Origin of the sequence: Mesobacillus maritimus, from assembly GCF_019749255.1 — a bacterium.
GTDB classification, from domain to species: Bacteria; Bacillota; Bacilli; order Bacillales; family Cytobacillaceae; genus Mesobacillus_B; species Mesobacillus_B maritimus_A.
On sequence record NZ_JACWFH010000017.1, the window covers coordinates 1 to 18,360 of the forward strand.

Here is an 18,360-nt window from a genome sequence, read left to right on the forward strand (position 1 = left end):
AACTCTCCAATAAAATGTAGAGTGATTAGCTCATAAAATAAAACGTTGGCTCATGTATTTCTATGATTAATAGAAGAAACATGAATAATTTATTATTTGTTGACGCTTGTTTGTTTAGTTTTCAAAGAACAATGTTTTCACCGTCACTCAGAAGCGACGTTTATTAATATCTCATATCCAACTCAATAAATCAAGTAAAATATTATTTCAAAATAACTTATTTCAATGAGTAGTTGCTGTATTTAACAGCGAAAACTAACTATATAACAGAATAATTAACTCGTCAACACTTTATTAAAAAAGTATTGATGAAGTGTTTTTTTGTTAGGCTGTCTGAAGCAGCTAAATAAGAATACCACCCCTCCTACCATCAAGCAATAGAAATATTTTACATTTAGAGGTTTCCTTCTTGTAGATCAAATAGTGTTTTCATAAAAAAAACGATGACCCCGAAGGATCATCGCTTAGGTTCATTTAAGCTTTTACCGTTGGCAGTGGTTTCTTCAACCATTCATTGTAGAAGGTATCAATATCTGGTTCGAAATCAAGCACAATTGGGTACCATGGTGGGACAGCTTCTACGTCTAACTGAGAGGCGCATCCTGGGCAATAGTATTCACGAATCACCTGCCACTCTGGATCTGGTGACATGAGTTTCGGATATATTTCGTTCATTTTCTCCTCGGTATCGCGAACATAAATTCTTGCGTGTAGCTTCCAATTGTCTTTATAACCACAGAACTCATGACCGCAGTCGCATTTGACGATCCGATCGCCGTTTGCTTTTTGAACAATATATAGATGCAATCCATATGGAAGCAAGATTGGATCATCCCAGCTTACACGATCTTGCAATACTTCGCGATACACTTCAAAACGTTCAGGGTCTTTATGGCTCGTCATCATATCTTTTAATTGATAGAATTCTAATGTCCCGTCAATTAATTCGTTTATCCTTCTTTTATCGTATTTGGCCAACGCCTTTCACCTCTTTGTCTAATTTTTTAGTTGGAGATTTTTTTTGATTGCTTAAAACGATTAATATGCGCCCCTAATGTTGGAACTCCCAAATCATCTTCATAAATCATCCATTCTTCAGGAATGTCCCAGAAGCCCTTGAACTCATCAGTGAACTTTTCACTTAAAGCAAAGCTTTGTGCGTACATATGTCTGACTTGCAATGCCGCATCTTCGTTTAGAATCTTGGTACGTTCACCTTTCATCCACTCTTTTGTTGGCACACTACGCTCCAAACGCTGCTTACGAATTTCCTTGCGTTTTTCTTGTGTCCCTTTTACATCCAATGTGTATACGCCTTTTTCTTCTGTAAAGACACAGCCAAAGACTTGCTCTGCATAGCGAAGCAGAATATATTTTTCATTCAAGTCGTTCTCAACAAGTTTCGGATCTCTTTCAAGTGGGTCTCCAAAGCCTGGGCCACCACGGAGATAGTTCATTATGACATCATAGTCACCGAACTGCTCTTGTGTTGACACCGCCTGTCTGTCACGGTGGATGACTTCTGCTTCCATATTGTCTTCAAAAGTTGGGTTATCTGGATCAACATCGCCACCTAATGGAATTGGCAAGCCTTTCTCAATTCGCTCTTTAATGTTTGTTTTGTTCGCTTGGAATCGGTAACCGGCTGCTGCCGGATATCCACCCATTAAACCGCCATCTGTTGCCATGACACCCGAGCCTGCAACGAACATCGTCCATTCTTGTGCACCCCAGCCCAAACGGAGAGATTGCCAGCCGTTTCCACCGCGATACTTCCCTGCTCCACCTGATCCAGGTAAAATTTGTCTGCCCAAGAAGATGAGTGGCTCAAGTAGCTCCCAAATTTCCATGTCTCCCATGTCACCTTCTGGATTCCAGAGCGCCGCTGAGTGACTGATACCATCTTGAACCGCACTTGCGCCGACTCCACAGGAGGAGGTTTCAAAGCTATTCATCGCCGATAATTGACCATATTGGTCGTATCCGCCACCCATCAGCCAGTTTGAGGTATGGGCATTCCCTGCGTTGACTTCCTCTAAATAGCCACGACTAAAATACGATCGACTCAAGCCACGCCATAATGGCGACCATGCAGCCACGAGCGCATGCCATGTATTAGAATGGGCTGAGCGAATATCATCTGGATTAAACCACGAACCATATGGAATGCCAAATTTACTCGCATAATAAGCACCATCATTAATCCGGTCATTTGGAACGAGGGTTTGTGACAGCATGACCCAAATACCACTCGTAATTGATACTGGTGTCGCATTAAACGGATGCCAGCCCCAACGGTTGGCGCCTTCAAAGTCAATTTCAAGCTGAGCATCTTTATGAACGGTAATCTCTGATGGTGTATGAATAATTGAATTTAGCTTTGCAAACGATGGCAAATCTAAGTCCTTAAATGGAACATCAACGAAACTAGATTGACGGTATTTTCCAGGAACTAACATCGTTTTTACCTGATTCACAAAACCACGGCGACCATCTTCGATAATTTCACGCATAAATTGTTTATACGCGTCCACGCCTTCTTCTTTGATTAAATCTAAAACCAAGTCACGAATCATATGACAACCGGCAATCCTTGTTTTTTCATCAAGTGTCCAATATTTAACCGCACGAACCGATCTTGTACTTTCTAAAATCCAGTCTTTCGAAAGCGTATCGTTTTGACCAATCTTTCGGCAGGTTACCTGGTAGCCGTCATCATATCTTTGAACAGGACCCATTGGCATACTTCCTGGTGCAGAGGCACCTGTATCGATAACATGTGTTACCCCGCCTGCCCAGCCAACGACTTCTCCTTCCCAGAAAATTGGAACAAGGGTATGAACATCACATGTATGAACATTTCCTACATGGTTGTCGTTATTACAGAAAATATCTTTATCCGCAATCCCTGGATTGTCTTCATAATCATTTTCAATCATAAATTTAATTGCGGCACCCATGGTTCCTACGTGGATTATGATGCCTGTCGAAGTAACAATGGAATCCGCTTCAGGTGTGTACAAACTAAAGCATAATTCACCTTCTTGCTCAACGATTGGCGATGCTGCTACTTTCTTGGCGGTTTCGCGTGCATGAACGACTCCACCACGTAGCTTTGAATATATTTTTTCAAAACGAATTGGATCAGTTTCCTTAAACGGAAGCGTCTTTAAGCCTGCATAGTGACCAGTTTCTCTACTAACTTCGTCCATTTCTTTACGCATTTGCTTTAACGTTTTTCCGTCCCAGCCAATCGGCTGTTTCGTTTGTTGAACGTCTGATAGAGTTTTAGCCAAATTCAATTCCTCCCTTAAAATAGATTAAGATTATTTTACTTCCTTTAAGTGGAAAATCCGGTGCTCATCTAGATAAGCTTCAAAGCCATTTGGAACAACCAAAGTCGTTGCGGTTGATTCTAAAATTGAAAACGCCGGGATTTTGTTACCAGGCATTAATTTTTCCATTTCGAAAATATTGGCTTGAAGATGCTCTCCATCCCAATAAATATTGCGGTGTCCAAGAAACGCATCTGCTGGAGGGGTCTCCCCATAGATTGGCTCCTCTGGAATTTGTGGTTTTGCTACATCGACGACGCCACGAACAATCGCACCCGTAATCGAGTAGCCAAGCTCCGGCGATAATGCAGCCTTTGCATAAACCCTTGCATAGGTTTCTTCAAAAGTCTCAATCAACGTTTGCCAATCATCCACAGAGGTAAAAGCAGAAATCGGCGCTTCAATTTCCAAATCGTTTAATTGCCCTTGATACTGCATACGGAAAAGAAGTTTAAAATCGACTTCTTCTGATGCATAATCATTTTTCTTAAATTCCTCTGTTACTTTTTCCTTTAGTTCATCCCATGCTGCTTGTAGTTCTCTACCAGCAAATAACACATCACTGTCTTCTGCATGTTCAGCAACATTGAGATCCAATGTTTTATCATAACGATATTCAAAGTCCGCAGCTCCACATCCAAACGCAGAGAATCCAGCCGCCCACGCAGGAATCAGAACATCTTCAAATCCTAGACCCTTCGTGTAACCAGCGGTATGCAACGGACCGCCGCCACCATAGGAGAAGCACACATACTGTGATGGGGAATAACCTTTTCCAAGAATCATCGATTCTAGATAGTTGCGTAACTGCGATTCTAGTAATTCGATGACCCCATATGCAGCATCTTCCACACTTAAACCAAGTGGGTCAGCAATTTGTTCTTTGACAGCTTGATAGGCTTTTTCTCTTGAAAGCTTAATAACACCGCCAATGAAGTTATCAGGGTTAATCAGCCCAAGCACAACGTGACAATCAGATACCGTGACAGTATCTAGACCACCCTGTGGATTACATACACCAACACGAGAACCGGCACTGTCTGGTCCAAGGGTAATGTTTCCATAGTTCGGATCAATCCGAACAAAACTTCCTGTTCCTGCCCCCGTTGTATCCATTGAAACAAGTGGCAATGACAAAACAAGACGTGCCATATCTGGGCTTGTATTAATCGACAACTCTCCTTGAGTAATCAGTCCGATATCAAAACTGGTTCCGCCAATATCTGAGCAGGCAACATTTTTCAAACCTAGTTTTTCAGCTAAATATTTAGCCCCAACCATTCCACCAATAGGTCCGGACACACATGTTCTCGCTAACTCGTTCGCTTTAATACTGATCGTTCCACCATGACTGGCCATAATCCGCAAGTCAAACTCGGTTCCTGCTTCTCTAAGGGCAGTATCAATGTTGGCTAAGGTTTGACGAGAAGGCTCGGCAGCATACGCTTCGACAATCGTTGTATTGGTCCGGTGTGATTCTTTTCGAACTGGATAATAATCAACCGTTGCAAAGACTTTAATGTCTTTATTGGATCTTTTAACCACTTGTTCAGCCATATCTCTTACTTTTCTTTCATGTGCTGGATATTTATATGAATGAAGCAAGCTAATCACGATTGCCTCAACATCTTCTTCGATTAATTTTTGTACCGCTGCTTCTACTTCATGCTCGTAAAGCGGAATGACAACGTTTCCAAAAAGGTCCACCCTCTCTGTTACCCCAACGGTCCATTTTCTTGGAACGAGCGGCGGGTCAAAATGGTGGGTATTAATATGAATTCGGTCAGAATAAGAGTAACCGAGGAAAGATTGAAGTCCACGGCCCATCCGGTGGTTATCTTCCATCCCTTTATTGACCACTAGACCGACACGACGTCCTACGCGAGAAACAAGACGATTGAGCATCGCGGTCCCAGAATAAACACCTGCTAGTAGATTCGGAAATTCTACTTCTGGTTTTGTCTCCCATTGGTCCAAGGCATCTCTCGCAGAGTTTAATAGTCCAATATGTTCGTCCATTGGAGTCGTTTGTGCCTTCCCTACAACAAAATCCCCTTTTTCATCAATAATGAATGTGTCTGTCATTGTTCCACCTGCATCAATGGCAAGAATTTGTGATTTGGCCAAATAAAACTCTCTCCCTTCGAATAAAAAGTCATTCTATTTTTACAGCAATACAATCTAGGCAGCTTATGTAGGCTATCGTTTTTGCTGTTACTTTTATAAATGCAAGTAGCGTGCCAACTTTAAAAAACTGCTAAATCTACTATTTATTAGAGGCTGAAAAATGATATTCCAATCAAACTGTAGTGTTTCGCTACACCTGTAGCGCTACAAGTGTTTTTGAATACAACAAAATACCCATTGATTTAACTGATGAGTTCCTGTAATATTTTAAATAGACTGAATATTCTACATAAAGTAATTACCCCACTCCTTAGAAGTTTGTCTTCACTCCTCTTAGACATGTTTTTGTAAAACTTTCGAATACATACCAGGAGGTTTTAGATAGTGGAAAACCCTTTTCTCTCCATCTTTTCCACTCAAGATTTGTTCAATAAAGCTGGAGAAATCAAATCGAAGTGGGAAAATTTTATCACTGATCCTGAAAAACGTGAAAGTCTGCAGCCCTTCATTCGGAATGATATACTCGATTCATGGAGCCGTTGCCAAACCATTGGTCTTAATCCAGAACAAAAACATGCTAGAACAGCTCTTACCTCCCATGAACTAAACAACCTCCTCACAGAATCGGCGCTTTATCGTGCCGCCAAACCGATCATCGATTATATTTACCATACATTAGTAGGAACAGGTTATTTGATTACTTTAAATGATGAAACAGGCAGAATGATATATTTAAAAGGTGAATCAGAGATGATGAGAAAAGTAGAAAAGGTGAATTTTTCACCCGGAATGGACTGGAGTGAAAGTGCCGCTGGAACCAATGCCATTGGGACAAGCATTGTTGCCCAAAAGCCTATTCAGGTTTTTTCTGCTGAACATTTTTGTGAAGGCTTTCATTCTATGACCTGTTCATCGGCACCGGTTTTTCACCCCTTTTCAAAACAAGTCATGGGTGCTATTGACTTTACTGGACTTTGGCCAAGCACCCAACCACACACGCTTGGTTTAGCTGTCTCCCTTGCGCAAATGATTGAACAACAACTCCTTGTGATGTACAAACAAAAATATACCCAACTAGAAGAGTACTATCGTGTTTGTACAGCAAAATGGAAGAATCAACCGATTCTTGTTTTTAGTAACGATTATGTACTGATTAATGGAAACCACCAATTACTTCATGCGTTAAACTTAACAGAACAAAGAACAAACGAATCTCATGTAAAAATAAAGAAGTTGCTCGAACATCCAGAAAAGTCGTTGAATAAAGTAGATGACTATCAATTCATTCAAATAAAGCCAATTATCATCAATCATGAAGAAATTGGATATGTCGTGATTTTCAATCACAAAAAAGGTCATTCACTTAGCTCTCTCTCTCCTAGCAAAACTCACCAGTTAATTGGGGAGTCAGCTGAAATAAAGCTGATTTTACAAAAAGGTCAGCAGCTTGCATCAATCGACACACCGATTCTGGTCACCGGTGAAACAGGAACAGGCAAAGAGCTCGTGGCCAGGTACCTTCATGAAGTGAGCTCAAGAAAGGATAAACCTTTCATTGCCATCAATTGTGGTGCCATTCAAAAGGATTTACTTGCTAGTGAACTATTTGGGTATGAAAGCGGAACCTTTACTGGCGGCAAAAAAGAAGGAAAACGCGGAAAGTTTGAAGAAGCAAATGGCGGCACCATCTTTTTGGACGAAATTGGCGAAATGCCATTGGACTCACAGGTGCATTTACTCCGGGTGTTACAGGAAAAAGAAATCACAAGATTAGGTTCTTCTAAAAATATTAAAATTGATGTAAAAATCATTGGTGCAACAAATCGAAACTTAGAAGAAATGATTGAGGAAGGAAAGTTTCGAAAAGATTTATATTTCCGCCTGAACGTGATTTCGTTTAAGGTTCCTTCGTTACGGGAAAGAAAAGAAGATATCCTCCCAATTTGTGAATACTATCTTTCTCTTTTTACAAAAAAGTACGATAAGACCTCTTATGTTCACTTGTCCGAGAAAACAAAAAGGTTCTTCTTAAGTTATTCATGGCCAGGGAATATCAGAGAGTTAAGAAATGCGATTGAACATGCGGTGATCTTCAGTGATTCCGTGGAAATTGACAGAAGCTACCTTCCAGATTATTTAGCTGATCTAAAGTCAAAAAATTCTCTTGATACCCAAACGCACTCAAACTTAAATGTTGTCGAAAATACGGAGAGGCAACAAATTCAAAATCTCCTTATTGAAACAGACTGGAATATTTCAGCAGTATCAAGAGAGTTAAACGTGGCCAGAACCACCTTATATCGGAAAATGAGAAAATATAAAATTAGGGAAAAATAGACTTGATTCCAAACAATCAATGAAAGCAATAAACAACAACTTAATACATTCATTATTAAATGAAATAGCAACTGCATGGTTCAGTTGCTATTTTTGTTCAATATATTTTGTCTTTAAAACACCAGACTTTCAATTTGTATTTCTAAATGCCATCCTTTAAGAAAAAAGCGATTGTTCTATTCTCCGGTAATCCCTTTCATTTTGAAGAAGAAATTCAATATTTTTCAGCATACCTGCACCTTTTAAGTGTGGAGATGCTACCATCCATACATTGAAACCCCAATCCCTAATTGATAATCATTCCTTACGTAAGCCAGAAAATTGAATTCTAAAAGTAAACGACCTATACTGTTACATTGTAAGAAACCTTAGGTTAGGCGACTTATAAACGAAAGTTGACTGTATGGGAAATACATATAAATTTATTTGCATAGGAGTTTTTAGAATGAATGATTTATTTAGTCCGTTTCAATTAAAAGGGCTGGAAGTGAAAAACCGTATAGTGATGCCTCCAATGTGTCAATATTCTGTTGAAAAGAAAGATGGCATTGCGAATGATTGGCATTATTTACACTATGTAAACCGCGCTATAGGTGGAGCTGGTTTTATTATCATTGAAATGACCGATGTCGAGCCGGATGGACGCATTACCGACTATGACTTGGGATTATGGTCAGACGAACAAATTCCTGCTTTAGCAAGAATCGTTGAAGCCTGCCATCAATACGGAGCAAAAGTTGGCATTCAAATCGCCCACGCTGGACGTAAAGCAGAAGATGCCGCTGTGCCAGTTGCACCTTCTGCGATTCCTTTTGATGAAAATTCAAAAACACCAAGAGCTCTTTCTACAGATGAAGTAAAGGAAATGGTAGAAAAATATCGTAAGGCTGTTAAGCGTGCTATTCAAGCAGGGGTAGACGCAATCGAAATTCATGGTGCTCATGGCTATTTAATTCATCAATTCCACTCCCCTTTAACAAACAAACGAGATGATGAATATGGCAAAGATTTAACGAAGTTTGGAAGAGAAATTATTCAAGCTGCTAAAAGCGAAATGCCAGAAGAGATGCCATTAATTATGCGTATTTCTGCTGCAGAGTATGTTGAAGGTGGATACGGAATTAAAGAGAGTATACTGTTTGCGAAAGAGTATCAACAAGCTGGTATTGATATGTTTCACATTTCTTCAGGCGGTGAAGGCCCTATTGGTGCGGCGGGCAAACCGGGTACCCATGCTGGGTATCAAGTTCCACTTGCTAGGGATATAAAAGAAGCACTTGATATTCCTGTGATTGCAGTTGGAAGATTAGACGACGCGATTTTAGCGAACTCTGTGATTGGAAATGAAGATGCGGATCTTGTGGCTGTTGGAAGGGGCATGTTACGAAATCCTCATTGGGCATTAGAAGCTGCAACTATCCTCAAAAAGAAAACAAATGTACCAAAACAATATGTCACTGGATTTTAACAGCTAGTAGAATCCATTCTATTTGAACATAATCACTTATTGGCAATCCTTAACTCCTTGGGATTGCCTTTTGTTTTGCCCAAAAGGTTTTAATGAATAAAAAAAGCTTGGATGGTCTCCAAGCTTTTTTGACTATTTGATTAAAGAATGTACAATTACATTTCTAATTCTGTAAAAGCATATGGCAATAATTCTCTTAACGTCAGTTCTAGTATTTCTTTTTTTCCATTCGTTAAATAAACAGGCATTTCTGGCGAACAGAATTCAGCTAAAACTTGTCTGCAAATACTACAAGGTGGTAGATAATCTTCTGTATCACCTGCTACCGCGATTGCCTGAAAATCACCTTTTTTGTAGCCGTTTGCGATTGCAGTAAAAATAGCTGTTCGTTCTGCACAATTCGTTGCGCCAAACGAAACATTTTCTACGTTTACACCATTAATTACAGTTCCATCTTTTAGCAATAAAGCGGCTCCAACTGGAAATTCGGAATAAGGCGCATAGGCGTTTTCTAGGGTTTTACGTGCTTGCTCCATTAATTGTTCTTTATTCATCTAATCCATCCCTTTCAAAGAAGAATGAACTTTTGACAGTCCCCTTAGCCAACTTAAAGTTGGCAGGACTTTCATTTTATAATTATCCAAAATCTATGTCAATCTCAAAAACAATTACTTTCCTATTATTTTCCCCATATCCACACTATTTCACAAATCTTTCACTTAACAGAGCTATTTGTTTCGAAAATATTCATCACGAAGCATTCCCATCAGGATTTCATCAGAATAGGTATTCTTCATAAAAAGGGATTGCCTCAATATACCTTCAATTTTAAAGCCTGCTTTTTCATAGGCCGTAATCCCTCGAATATTGTGTGAAAACACCTCTAACTCTAAACGATTAAGGTTCAGTTCTTCAAAAGTATATTTTTGTGCTAGTTTCGTTGCTTCTGTTCCGTATCCTTTATTAGTCATATTTTTATCATGAAGTGAGATTCTAAAACCTGCTTTTTGATTGTCATGGTCGATATCTAGTATCGCTAAATCACCTATGACTCGATGATTATGTATGAAACAAATAGCAAAATCGGAACGTGTTGGGTCTTCACGAAACTGATTATAACTGTTAATAATGCTATCCAAGGTAAATGAATTACGCGTTCCTGTCATATAGAGAAACTCTTCATCCTGACAGGATTGATAGATACTTTCCATATCTTCTTCTTTAATAGGTCTTATATATACTGAACGCCCCATCATCATCATTGGGATCACTCCTTTCCTAAGTTGAAGGTGTTGCTATTTCTCATCCAAAAAGATCGGCGAACCCAATAATCCCTAATAGTATAGAAAATCCTCCTAGAATTCTTGATGTAAGAATATAAAAGTTTGACGGTTCCCTAGCGTCCTTTGACTTCCAACTCTCTGTCAAATCCCAAAGCACCGCCGGAATTGTGATCATAAAGAACCCAATAAAAATCGACAAAACGCTAAATACAAACATCATATCCTCCTCTCACTTCCTATATCACATACGTTTTATCAATGATCACTTTTTATCTTTTAGCAACATCGTTTCTTTTCTTTCTACAAAGCTGCAATAACGACATCTTCAATTTTCAACAATCCACAATCTCATTCCCATATCCGCGCAAATCCCATTTTATTTTCTTCATATTTTATGAGATACACATCAGGGTTACGAAGGTTTTTCCACTCCTCGAAGCCAAAGTCAGCGTTAATATGCTTTAACAATAAGGACATGAGGTTTCCGTGGGTAACGATTATGGTGTTTTCATCACGGCTATGAAGGATTCCTTCTACTACTTCAACAATTCGGTTCATTGCTTCTAGGCTAGATTCTCCTCCCTCAAATTTAAGGTCCAAATCTTCAAAGGTATTTCTTAGTTTTTCAAACCAATCGGGCATAGGATGATCACTAAGGATACGTTCTGTTAATCGAGCATCAGCCTCTACTCTGACCCCTATGTTTTTGGCAAGAGGCTGAATGGAATCCATTGCTCGTTTATATGGACTTGAGATGATTCTATCTACCTCTATAGTAGAAAAAAATTCAGCTAACTCTAATGCCTGCTTCATCCCTTTAGCGGTTAGTGGTGCTTCAGGTGGTTGTCCTTCTGCCTCACAATGTCGAATGACATAAATTTGTTTCAAAAGTATCCACTCCATTTCCCCTTATGTATGATTCTATCTCGTCACTTTTTAATCTCTCAATCGCTTTCCATAGTGCACATGCCAGTGCATATGTTTCGTAGTTTGATATTCACCAATGTTAGTAGACACCTTACAGGCACCGAACTCTCGATTCATATCTTTCGCAACTTTTTGGATTACTTCAAAAATCTCCATCATTATATCCATCTCGTCATGTTGAACCGTAATAATCGATGGGATGTGCTTTTTCGGGATGACGACAATATGCTCTTCATAAAAAGGACGAGTATGATGAAAAGCCAGTACATGCTTTGTTTCCATCACCGTTTCGACAGGTGTTTTTCCATTAAGAACCTCATCACAGTAAAAGTCTTCTATGTTGGTAATCATTATGAATAAATCTTCCTCTCTTGTTGATTCTCTTTTAATCTTTTTGATGATAAAACTTCATATGTGGTTTTTCCTCTTTATAATAATCCAACCGATCTTGTAATGTCCCTGTGTGAAATTCAAACTTATGACCATCTGGGTCCAAGAAGTAAATCGATTTTTTATCCTTTTCATCTCTAGGTCGACCAGAAAGAATGGTTACATTCAATTCCTTGAGTTTGTTATACATAGAATCGAATTCTGCCTCTTCTATTGTGAAAGCAATATGCGTATAGGAATGGTTGATTTCATTCCGGGGAACATCTTTTTCTTCATTAAGAGCGAGCCATATTCCATTTAAATCGAAATAGGCGGTCGTCCTTCCTTTCACCAATAATATGGCATCGAACACATTTTGATAAAAGGAGACTGCTCTCTCTAAATCCGATACAGAAAATAAAAAATGATTAATTCCTTTAATAGTAGACATCCACTCACCTCTCGTTTTTGTATCAGGCTTGGCCGAGAACCTTCGTGACTTAAGTCATTAGATGTTTTCTTTGGGGAATCCCGTTCTCCCTTTATTTTAAAACCTTGCCCATAATGACATATGGAGTACCCTCGTTGCTTGGAAAAAATGGCTCTTTCACGTCAGCCCAGCCCAAACCTTGATACAACCTACGCGCAGAATGATTGCTGACTTGCGTAGTTAGGACCGTCGTTTTGTTTTGTACATCCTTTAACAATTCGGTAACTAGCCCTTTTGCGTAACCTTGGTTTCGATAAGATGGATGTACGACTAATTCAACCAACTCAAAGCAATCTTTTAGCCATAGTTCATACGCAGTTGAATCAAGTTCCTTAACAAGGATATCGTGATAATATTGTCCTGGTAAGGAGGAATACCCATAAGTGAACCCTAGAATATCTTCATTATCAGACAAACATACAAAGCCCCTAAAACCAGGATAGCTAGAGTGTTTGATTAACCGTTCTTTAATAGAATAATCCCAAACTTTTCTATATAGATTATCCATGGCATCAAGTCTATTTTGGTCTGTTATCTCTATTTTTACGATGCTTCCCATACAGTTCCCCCCTTGTTGAACAAATGGTTGTAGCTTTTATCTATTCGATAGAAGAAGGAGTTTTTCCTTTCTAATGCAAATTTCTTCTTAGGTAAAAATGATCGTTTTCTTGCTACGCCAAGAAGTGTTTGACCAATTTGATGATGGCGAAAAATATGTCATATTAAAAGGTTTATATAAATTACATTCTTTCATCATTTGGGGTCTGGTCCTTTTAGCATCTGCCCTCATGTTTTACTCTGCTTTCACAGGTCATTCTCAGGTCATCAGTATTATCGGAATTGGCATTTTGTTGCTGCTCATCCAAGTAATCTTTACAACTAGTTTAAAACCAACTAAATAGAAGTCATAACCTAACAAAGCAACTGGGACTCACACAGTTGCTTTGTTTAATTTGATTTGTATGGATCTTCTCCATTATTTAAGATCCGATTCGTTAATAAAAAGTTCATCCACTGTAGTGTTCAAGACAGCGGCAATGTTAAAAGCTAGCTGTAAAGTAGGGTCATACTTATTGTTTTCAATTGCGTTGATGGTCTGCCTTGACACGTGGCAAAGTTTCGCCAATTCGACTTGAGATAATTTTTCAGCTTTTCTTTTTTCTCTAATATGATTCTTCATCCTTTACCCACCATATTTCCGTTTAAAAAAGAGCAATGTAAACAAATACATAAGAGAAGTGGTAACAAGAAATGTAAATGGATTCATTCCCTCATAAGAACCTTCCGTCCACCCATTTATATATATCATTTCAACCATCTGAATGAAAACCGAACCGATAACAAAGGCAAAGGCGTAAGACTGTGCTTTCATTTTAATCAGATTTTTTCTCTCATCCCCCAATTGAGGCAATGAGGCAAGAGTCATAACGATGAGCAGTACACTTAAAGCTAAAGCACCAAAAAATATCGTGATAATCATCCAATCTTCCATTCTTCTAATCCCCCACCATTTACAAATGTAAAATTCTTTTGACACTTATGATTTTATCTGTTTCATTTAAAATGTCAAATTCTTTTTACATTTTTATCACAAGGTCTTGCCTTAAATAAATCTTGATTCAAAGAAATCCTCATGACTATCGTCACGGGTGTTCTGCTTTAATATCACCCTATTTATTGTTTAAAAATGGTATAATGTGGGCAAGGACGAGTAGTTTTTATTTTCATAACATCCGTTCTTAAAGGGGGCGTTCATGATGACAAACAAAATTAATGTTATTCGGAGCGAATTCAAGGGGATAACGACTAAATAATCTTAGCGTTTCCCCTAATTTGAAAGGGGAATATCATGGATACAGAGAATGTGAAAATCGTAGAATTAAATGAAGACAACTGGTATGAGTGTTGTCTATTAGAAGTTTCATCAGAACAAACGAAATACATTGAATCCAATGCGATTTCAATTGCTCAGTCCAAGTTTGAGCCTTCTTTAAAGCCCTACGCAATTTATGCTGGAGAAAAAGTAGTTGGCTTTTTGATGTACAATTCTGTTCAAGAAGAACTGGACGGTTATTGGATCTATCGAATCATGGTCGATAAGTCCTTTCAAGGCAAGGGGATTGCGAAAGCTGCAACAACGATAATGTTGGCAGAGATGGCTAAATTACCGCAGGCTGAAAAAATTATTGTGGGGTACCACCCTGATAATAAGGCAGCACATCATTTATACGCAAGTTTAGGGTTTATTGATAAAGGAGATCGATTCGGTAAGGAAATGGCTGTAATTAAAAAAATGACTAATCACTCATAAGTTGTTTCCTATAGAAAAGGACCATTCTTGGTCCTTTTTTCATGTTTAGATACTTTGGCAAAAAAAAGAAACCCCATTTTTCAGGTTTCTTCTTCCTACTATCCACCATAAAGCAGGTTAAATCAAACTAGATTTAAAAAAGATTGAATTCGAATTTCCTTGATTTATCTATTCTCTTCTTTATCATGTACCGTAATCCTTTTAATTAATGAGATGACGTCCTCATCCTCACTTGGTTCAATGCTAACCAACTTCGTCTGGTCAATCATTTCTTGATAAAATTCTTCGCCAGCTGGGTAAATCCCATCCCATCGTAACGGAACGTTGTAAACGTTAATACTCCCATCCCCATTTCCACTATAGGTAACAGATCCATCGATTAACCGAGAACCCGCTAGCTGGATAACATCCTCTGGATAGTTCAAACTTGTTTCATCATCAGGGTTAAGTGGTGTCCCAGCTGGAATCAAACGAACATACAATCCGTCGATTTCTTTATTCGGCCCAAGTTGTAGCCAAACCCTCGCATATTCTATTTCTTCACTAGAATATTGTGCTAAAGGGGTATCCTCTTTATTGCTATCATTTCCTTCACTATGTTCACTGATGTTATCATCGGTTTCTGAAGAGATCTCTGTTGCGTCATCAGTGTCTGATTGTTCTCCCCAATTGGATGAATCATTTTTATCTGTTGCTGCATCTACGGGAGTTTCCAAACCAGTGCTGTTTTCTGTAGAATCCGTTGTGGTTTCTTCGTTTGAATTGCCAGCACATCCTGCTAGCAACAATAAAGAAAAAGTAAAAGAAAAAATTATTAACCGCATTTTCATTTCTCAAACCATTCCTTTCAATAGTGGAAAAACAGTTGACGTTTTGCTTAAGGCATTCACTCTCTCCTGCCCTTTCGTTCATTTTATATCGAAGGATCCGTTTTGGTCCCTTGATGAAAAACCATCTTCCATACACCCTCATTCCGTTTCCATATTGAACTTCGCAACGAATGTTGATTATTCAGTTCATTAAAAATTCGGTAAGTAGCTAATACAAGATTTTCCGATAAAGTGTTAAGCTCGAAATCACTCAATTTCATTTTAACTACTCCTATTCCAGCTTCAGCAATCTCTTCATCCTTATACAAAACCTTACCAGAACTTCCGATTTCAAAGAAATCATCCGCCAATAATTTCTCTAATTCGCTTTTTGATGAACGTACTTCTGGGGTTAATAACTTCTCTTCTAACTGTCTAATATGATTTTTTAGTTCATCATTTGTTTTCATTATAGGTCTCCTTTACAACGGTTAATTAATATGAACAACTAATTTCACCATTTGTGTGTGGCCGAAACAAAATGGTCATGATGTAAGAGTGGCACAGTTTCAAAGAAAAATTAACCGACTACTATCCCTGAGGTCCGCTATAACCCTTATTGACGTAACCCACTTCCACTTACCCAAATGATTTCAGTGATTTTTTTCTTCTACACAAACTCTTTTTTGCTAATTCAAACACAATAAGTCTATTATATCGCACACGTTTAGTACAGGCAGCTTTCAACAATCATCTTTAGGCGTTGTCGCCATTAAGTTGTCCGTTAATGCCATTCGTAATAACTTGCTCTCGCTCTTTACTTTTTTATAATGCACACCAAACCCTTACTACGTACATATCTTAGCTGAATATGTTTCTAAGAGAATCTATGGAACTGTAGAATATAATGTGGTTGGTCAAAAATCTAGTGAAGTGGATGGTTCGTCCAAAGTAGCTATTAGCTTATAATATATTGTATGAATCATGACCTGCAAATTAATGCCTAAGCAAGTACCTACAGGTAGATTATAAATAAGTGATGATTGCTAAAGGAGTTGACTTGATATGACATGGACAGTTGCTATTACAATAGCTATTGGGGTTATTCTTAAAATGATTATGAGTCCACCAAGTTTGGTTGTAGACTGGCTTACTAGTAAATTTTCACTGCACCCAAAACTTAATTCAAAAGATGTGACGGTAACATTTAACGGAAATCTATTAGAAGAGAAAGCTAGCATGAGGATTACTGACTATTTTAATGAGGCTACCTTTCTAAAAAAGTATTACATATATCCAGGCAATGAAAATTTATTTTTACATCCTGGCACTAATGTTACCCCCATTGTCATCCACTCAAAAAATGGTAACAAAGATGTTAATTTCTTTGTTTTTAGTTACGATGATCATGTTGATGTGGTCAAGCAGCGCGGAAAAAAAGTGGTTGCTTATCGTCTTAGATCGGACCATCTACAAAATTACGCCACATCAGAGAAGGTAGTATAACTAGAATGAAGTATTAGAGTTTATGAGATAGACAGATCATTTCTTACTGATAAGGATGGGCGGAGTATGATGAATAAAAAAACATGGAATCTACATTTTCTAAAGGATTTAAATCATAGGAATAGTACATCAGGGCTGGTGGCTGCTATATTCGTTATATCAGGGCCATGCGCCCTCATATTAGAAGCGTCTTCAAATGGAAATTTCACTTTAACACAGACCATTATGTGGGTATTTTCAGTCTATGTTATTGGAGGTTTATTTGGTATTATACTTCCTCTTTATTACCGGATTCCCATCGTTGGCGGGCATACTCTTACCGGAGTTGCCTTCCTAGCTACAATGACAGCCCAATTCACTTTTAATGAATTAATTGGTTCCTATATTGTGTCAGGTATATTCGTATTGCTTATTGGATCATTGGGGGTATTCTCCCGTTTAATAAAATTGGTTCCAAAAGAAATTATTTCTGCCATGCTCTCTGGAATGATTACTCATTATATGATGAATTTCATATTATCAGTAACCGAACTATTGGTGGTTGGTACCATTTCATTACTTATGTATCTAATACTTACTAAGCGGAAAACAAAAATCCCCCCTGTTCTTGCAGCAATTTTAACAGGGTTTATTGTATTACTATTAATGGGGTTAGTAAATTCAAGTGATGCGTTGGTGTCACCCTTTTTCATGCCTGAAATGCAACTACCTGAAATCAATTTATTGAGCATCCTATCTGTCTCAATTCCTCTGGCAATTCTTATTTTAAGCAATGACATTGCCGTTGCGGTTAGTGCATTAGAACAAAATAAGTACCCTACACCTATAGGTCGAATATTGACCTCTAGCGGGTTATTTTCTATCATAACGAGCTTCTTTGGAGGACAATCAGCCAACATTGCCGGAATGGCAACCGTTATTTGTTCTGGTGAGGAAGCTGGACCAAAGGAAAAAAGGTATATGGGAGCAGTTGTTACAGGTGTTTTGCTTCTCATTTTCGGTTTGTTTTCTTGGAAGCTTATTCCTTTTATACAAGCTTTACCCTCTGAGTTTATTTCGATCATTGTTGGGTTCTCCCTTATAGGTGTATTTGGGAATAGCTTGTATCAGGGTTTTTCAAATCCATCGATGAAGATTAGTGCATCATTTGCCTTTATGATTGCCCTATCCAACATTTCCATTTTAAATATAAGTGCTCCTGTTTGGGCCTTATTAGTTGGTACGGTCATTGCTAATTATGTCGAAAATGACTCAAACAGAACATTAATGAAAGGTGAAAAGGAAACAGCCTAGTTTGATAGGATACGATATAACCTGGGGTTTTTGAAGAATTCAACCTAGAGCCCTTTCCTTATCCTACGGTCAATCGTGTCCCAATTTATAAAAAGGCTGCAAACA

Annotated in this window: 20 protein-coding genes; 6 read left to right on the top strand and 14 right to left on the bottom strand. The window is 38.4% G+C overall.

The window, feature by feature from the left end; translation table 11 throughout:
- Positions 1–474: 474 nt before the first annotated feature.
- Genes H0185_RS14110 through H0185_RS14120 form a run of 3 tightly spaced genes read right to left on the bottom strand, consistent with a single transcriptional unit; the run spans position 475 to position 5,462 of the window.
- On the bottom strand, positions 475–978 hold the full coding sequence (locus tag H0185_RS14110; RefSeq protein WP_221874154.1) for an acetone carboxylase subunit gamma: 504 nt from the start codon (positions 976–978) through the stop codon (positions 475–477).
- A 26-nt stretch (positions 979–1,004) separates the two neighbouring features.
- Positions 1,005–3,296, bottom strand: coding sequence for a hydantoinase B/oxoprolinase family protein (locus tag H0185_RS14115; protein WP_221874155.1), 2,292 nt, complete (start codon positions 3,294–3,296; stop codon positions 1,005–1,007).
- A 30-nt stretch (positions 3,297–3,326) separates the two neighbouring features.
- A complete protein-coding gene (locus H0185_RS14120) occupies positions 3,327–5,462 on the bottom strand; it encodes a hydantoinase/oxoprolinase family protein (protein ID WP_221874156.1) in 2,136 nt (711 codons plus the stop codon).
- A 384-nt stretch (positions 5,463–5,846) separates the two neighbouring features.
- Between H0185_RS14120 and H0185_RS14125 the strand changes: the two genes are divergently transcribed.
- Positions 5,847–7,799, top strand: coding sequence for a sigma-54-dependent Fis family transcriptional regulator (locus H0185_RS14125; RefSeq protein WP_221874157.1), 1,953 nt, complete (start codon positions 5,847–5,849; stop codon positions 7,797–7,799).
- 445 nt (positions 7,800–8,244) lie between these two features.
- On the top strand, positions 8,245–9,267 hold the full coding sequence (locus H0185_RS14130; RefSeq protein ID WP_221874158.1) for an NADH:flavin oxidoreductase/NADH oxidase: 1,023 nt from the start codon (positions 8,245–8,247) through the stop codon (positions 9,265–9,267).
- A gap of 155 nt (positions 9,268–9,422) precedes the next feature.
- On the opposite strand, the gene H0185_RS14135 is transcribed toward H0185_RS14130, so the two are convergent.
- From H0185_RS14135 to H0185_RS14160, 7 genes are all read right to left on the bottom strand, one after another.
- On the bottom strand, positions 9,423–9,821 hold the full coding sequence (locus H0185_RS14135) for a cytidine deaminase (protein WP_221874159.1): 399 nt from the start codon (positions 9,819–9,821) through the stop codon (positions 9,423–9,425).
- Positions 9,822–9,995: 174 nt separating this feature from the next.
- Complete coding sequence (locus H0185_RS14140) at positions 9,996–10,526, bottom strand: GNAT family N-acetyltransferase (RefSeq protein WP_221874216.1); 531 nt, start codon at positions 10,524–10,526, stop codon at positions 9,996–9,998.
- A 43-nt stretch (positions 10,527–10,569) separates the two neighbouring features.
- On the bottom strand, positions 10,570–10,770 hold the full coding sequence (locus H0185_RS24485) for a DUF6199 family natural product biosynthesis protein (protein ID WP_343223151.1): 201 nt from the start codon (positions 10,768–10,770) through the stop codon (positions 10,570–10,572).
- A 128-nt stretch (positions 10,771–10,898) separates the two neighbouring features.
- Complete coding sequence (locus H0185_RS14145; protein WP_221874160.1) at positions 10,899–11,438, bottom strand: histidine phosphatase family protein; 540 nt, start codon at positions 11,436–11,438, stop codon at positions 10,899–10,901.
- A 48-nt stretch (positions 11,439–11,486) separates the two neighbouring features.
- Positions 11,487–11,828: an HIT family protein gene (locus H0185_RS14150; protein WP_221874161.1), complete on the bottom strand. Its 342-nt coding sequence runs from the start codon at positions 11,826–11,828 to the stop codon at positions 11,487–11,489.
- 34 nt (positions 11,829–11,862) lie between these two features.
- On the bottom strand, positions 11,863–12,297 hold the full coding sequence (gene fosM, locus H0185_RS14155) for a FosM family fosfomycin resistance protein (RefSeq protein WP_221874162.1): 435 nt from the start codon (positions 12,295–12,297) through the stop codon (positions 11,863–11,865).
- 91 nt (positions 12,298–12,388) lie between these two features.
- Positions 12,389–12,895 (bottom strand): GNAT family N-acetyltransferase, encoded by a 507-nt coding sequence (locus H0185_RS14160; RefSeq protein ID WP_246629200.1) that lies wholly within the window; start codon positions 12,893–12,895, stop codon positions 12,389–12,391.
- A gap of 109 nt (positions 12,896–13,004) precedes the next feature.
- Here H0185_RS14160 and H0185_RS14165 point away from each other — a divergent pair, with 109 nt between their 5' ends.
- Positions 13,005–13,238 (top strand): hypothetical protein, encoded by a 234-nt coding sequence (locus H0185_RS14165; RefSeq protein ID WP_221874163.1) that lies wholly within the window; start codon positions 13,005–13,007, stop codon positions 13,236–13,238.
- Positions 13,239–13,312: 74 nt separating this feature from the next.
- Here the strand turns inward: H0185_RS14165 and H0185_RS14170 are convergent, their stop codons facing one another.
- Together H0185_RS14170 and H0185_RS14175 are read right to left on the bottom strand one after the other, a co-directional pair.
- On the bottom strand, positions 13,313–13,516 hold the full coding sequence (locus tag H0185_RS14170) for a helix-turn-helix transcriptional regulator (protein WP_221874164.1): 204 nt from the start codon (positions 13,514–13,516) through the stop codon (positions 13,313–13,315).
- Positions 13,517–13,519: 3 nt separating this feature from the next.
- Positions 13,520–13,828 carry a hypothetical protein gene (locus H0185_RS14175; protein WP_221874165.1) on the bottom strand — a complete coding sequence of 103 codons (309 nt, stop codon included), beginning with the start codon at positions 13,826–13,828 and terminating at the stop codon, positions 13,520–13,522.
- Between the two features lie 357 nt (positions 13,829–14,185).
- Here H0185_RS14175 and H0185_RS14180 point away from each other — a divergent pair, with 357 nt between their 5' ends.
- Positions 14,186–14,647, top strand: a complete 462-nt coding sequence (locus tag H0185_RS14180; protein WP_221874166.1) for a GNAT family N-acetyltransferase — start codon at positions 14,186–14,188, stop codon at positions 14,645–14,647.
- 164 nt (positions 14,648–14,811) lie between these two features.
- Here H0185_RS14180 and H0185_RS14185 read toward each other — a convergent pair whose 3' ends face one another.
- Positions 14,812–15,477, bottom strand: coding sequence for a hypothetical protein (locus tag H0185_RS14185; RefSeq protein WP_221874167.1), 666 nt, complete (start codon positions 15,475–15,477; stop codon positions 14,812–14,814).
- 83 nt (positions 15,478–15,560) lie between these two features.
- On the bottom strand, positions 15,561–15,926 hold the full coding sequence (locus tag H0185_RS14190; RefSeq protein ID WP_221874168.1) for a nuclear transport factor 2 family protein: 366 nt from the start codon (positions 15,924–15,926) through the stop codon (positions 15,561–15,563).
- Between the two features lie 595 nt (positions 15,927–16,521).
- On the opposite strand from H0185_RS14190, the gene H0185_RS14195 reads away from it, so the two are divergent.
- Positions 16,522–16,962 (top strand): YfmQ family protein, encoded by a 441-nt coding sequence (locus H0185_RS14195; protein WP_221874169.1) that lies wholly within the window; start codon positions 16,522–16,524, stop codon positions 16,960–16,962.
- Positions 16,963–17,028: 66 nt separating this feature from the next.
- On the top strand, positions 17,029–18,255 hold the full coding sequence (locus tag H0185_RS14200) for a benzoate/H(+) symporter BenE family transporter (RefSeq protein ID WP_221874170.1): 1,227 nt from the start codon (positions 17,029–17,031) through the stop codon (positions 18,253–18,255).
- Positions 18,256–18,360: the final 105 nt, after the last annotated feature.

What these genes read in the sequence shown, in the direction of transcription:
- H0185_RS14180 (WP_221874166.1), top strand. Translation starts at nt 14,186, where the DNA reads ATGGATACAGAGAATGTGAAAATCGTAGAATTAAATGAAGACAACTGG.
- H0185_RS24485 (WP_343223151.1), bottom strand. Translation starts at nt 10,770, where the DNA reads ATGATGTTTGTATTTAGCGTTTTGTCGATTTTTATTGGGTTCTTTATG.
- H0185_RS14170 (WP_221874164.1), bottom strand. Translation starts at nt 13,516, where the DNA reads ATGAAGAATCATATTAGAGAAAAAAGAAAAGCTGAAAAATTATCTCAA.
- H0185_RS14175 (WP_221874165.1), bottom strand. Translation starts at nt 13,828, where the DNA reads ATGGAAGATTGGATGATTATCACGATATTTTTTGGTGCTTTAGCTTTA.
- H0185_RS14185 (WP_221874167.1), bottom strand. Translation starts at nt 15,477, where the DNA reads ATGAAAATGCGGTTAATAATTTTTTCTTTTACTTTTTCTTTATTGTTG.
- H0185_RS14195 (WP_221874169.1), top strand. Translation starts at nt 16,522, where the DNA reads ATGACATGGACAGTTGCTATTACAATAGCTATTGGGGTTATTCTTAAA.
- H0185_RS14135 (WP_221874159.1), bottom strand. Translation starts at nt 9,821, where the DNA reads ATGAATAAAGAACAATTAATGGAGCAAGCACGTAAAACCCTAGAAAAC.
- H0185_RS14160 (WP_246629200.1), bottom strand. Translation starts at nt 12,895, where the DNA reads ATGGGAAGCATCGTAAAAATAGAGATAACAGACCAAAATAGACTTGAT.
- H0185_RS14190 (WP_221874168.1), bottom strand. Translation starts at nt 15,926, where the DNA reads ATGAAAACAAATGATGAACTAAAAAATCATATTAGACAGTTAGAAGAG.
- H0185_RS14130 (WP_221874158.1), top strand. Translation starts at nt 8,245, where the DNA reads ATGAATGATTTATTTAGTCCGTTTCAATTAAAAGGGCTGGAAGTGAAA.
- H0185_RS14140 (WP_221874216.1), bottom strand. Translation starts at nt 10,526, where the DNA reads ATGATGATGGGGCGTTCAGTATATATAAGACCTATTAAAGAAGAAGAT.
- H0185_RS14200 (WP_221874170.1), top strand. Translation starts at nt 17,029, where the DNA reads ATGATGAATAAAAAAACATGGAATCTACATTTTCTAAAGGATTTAAAT.
- H0185_RS14150 (WP_221874161.1), bottom strand. Translation starts at nt 11,828, where the DNA reads ATGATTACCAACATAGAAGACTTTTACTGTGATGAGGTTCTTAATGGA.
- fosM (WP_221874162.1), bottom strand. Translation starts at nt 12,297, where the DNA reads ATGTCTACTATTAAAGGAATTAATCATTTTTTATTTTCTGTATCGGAT.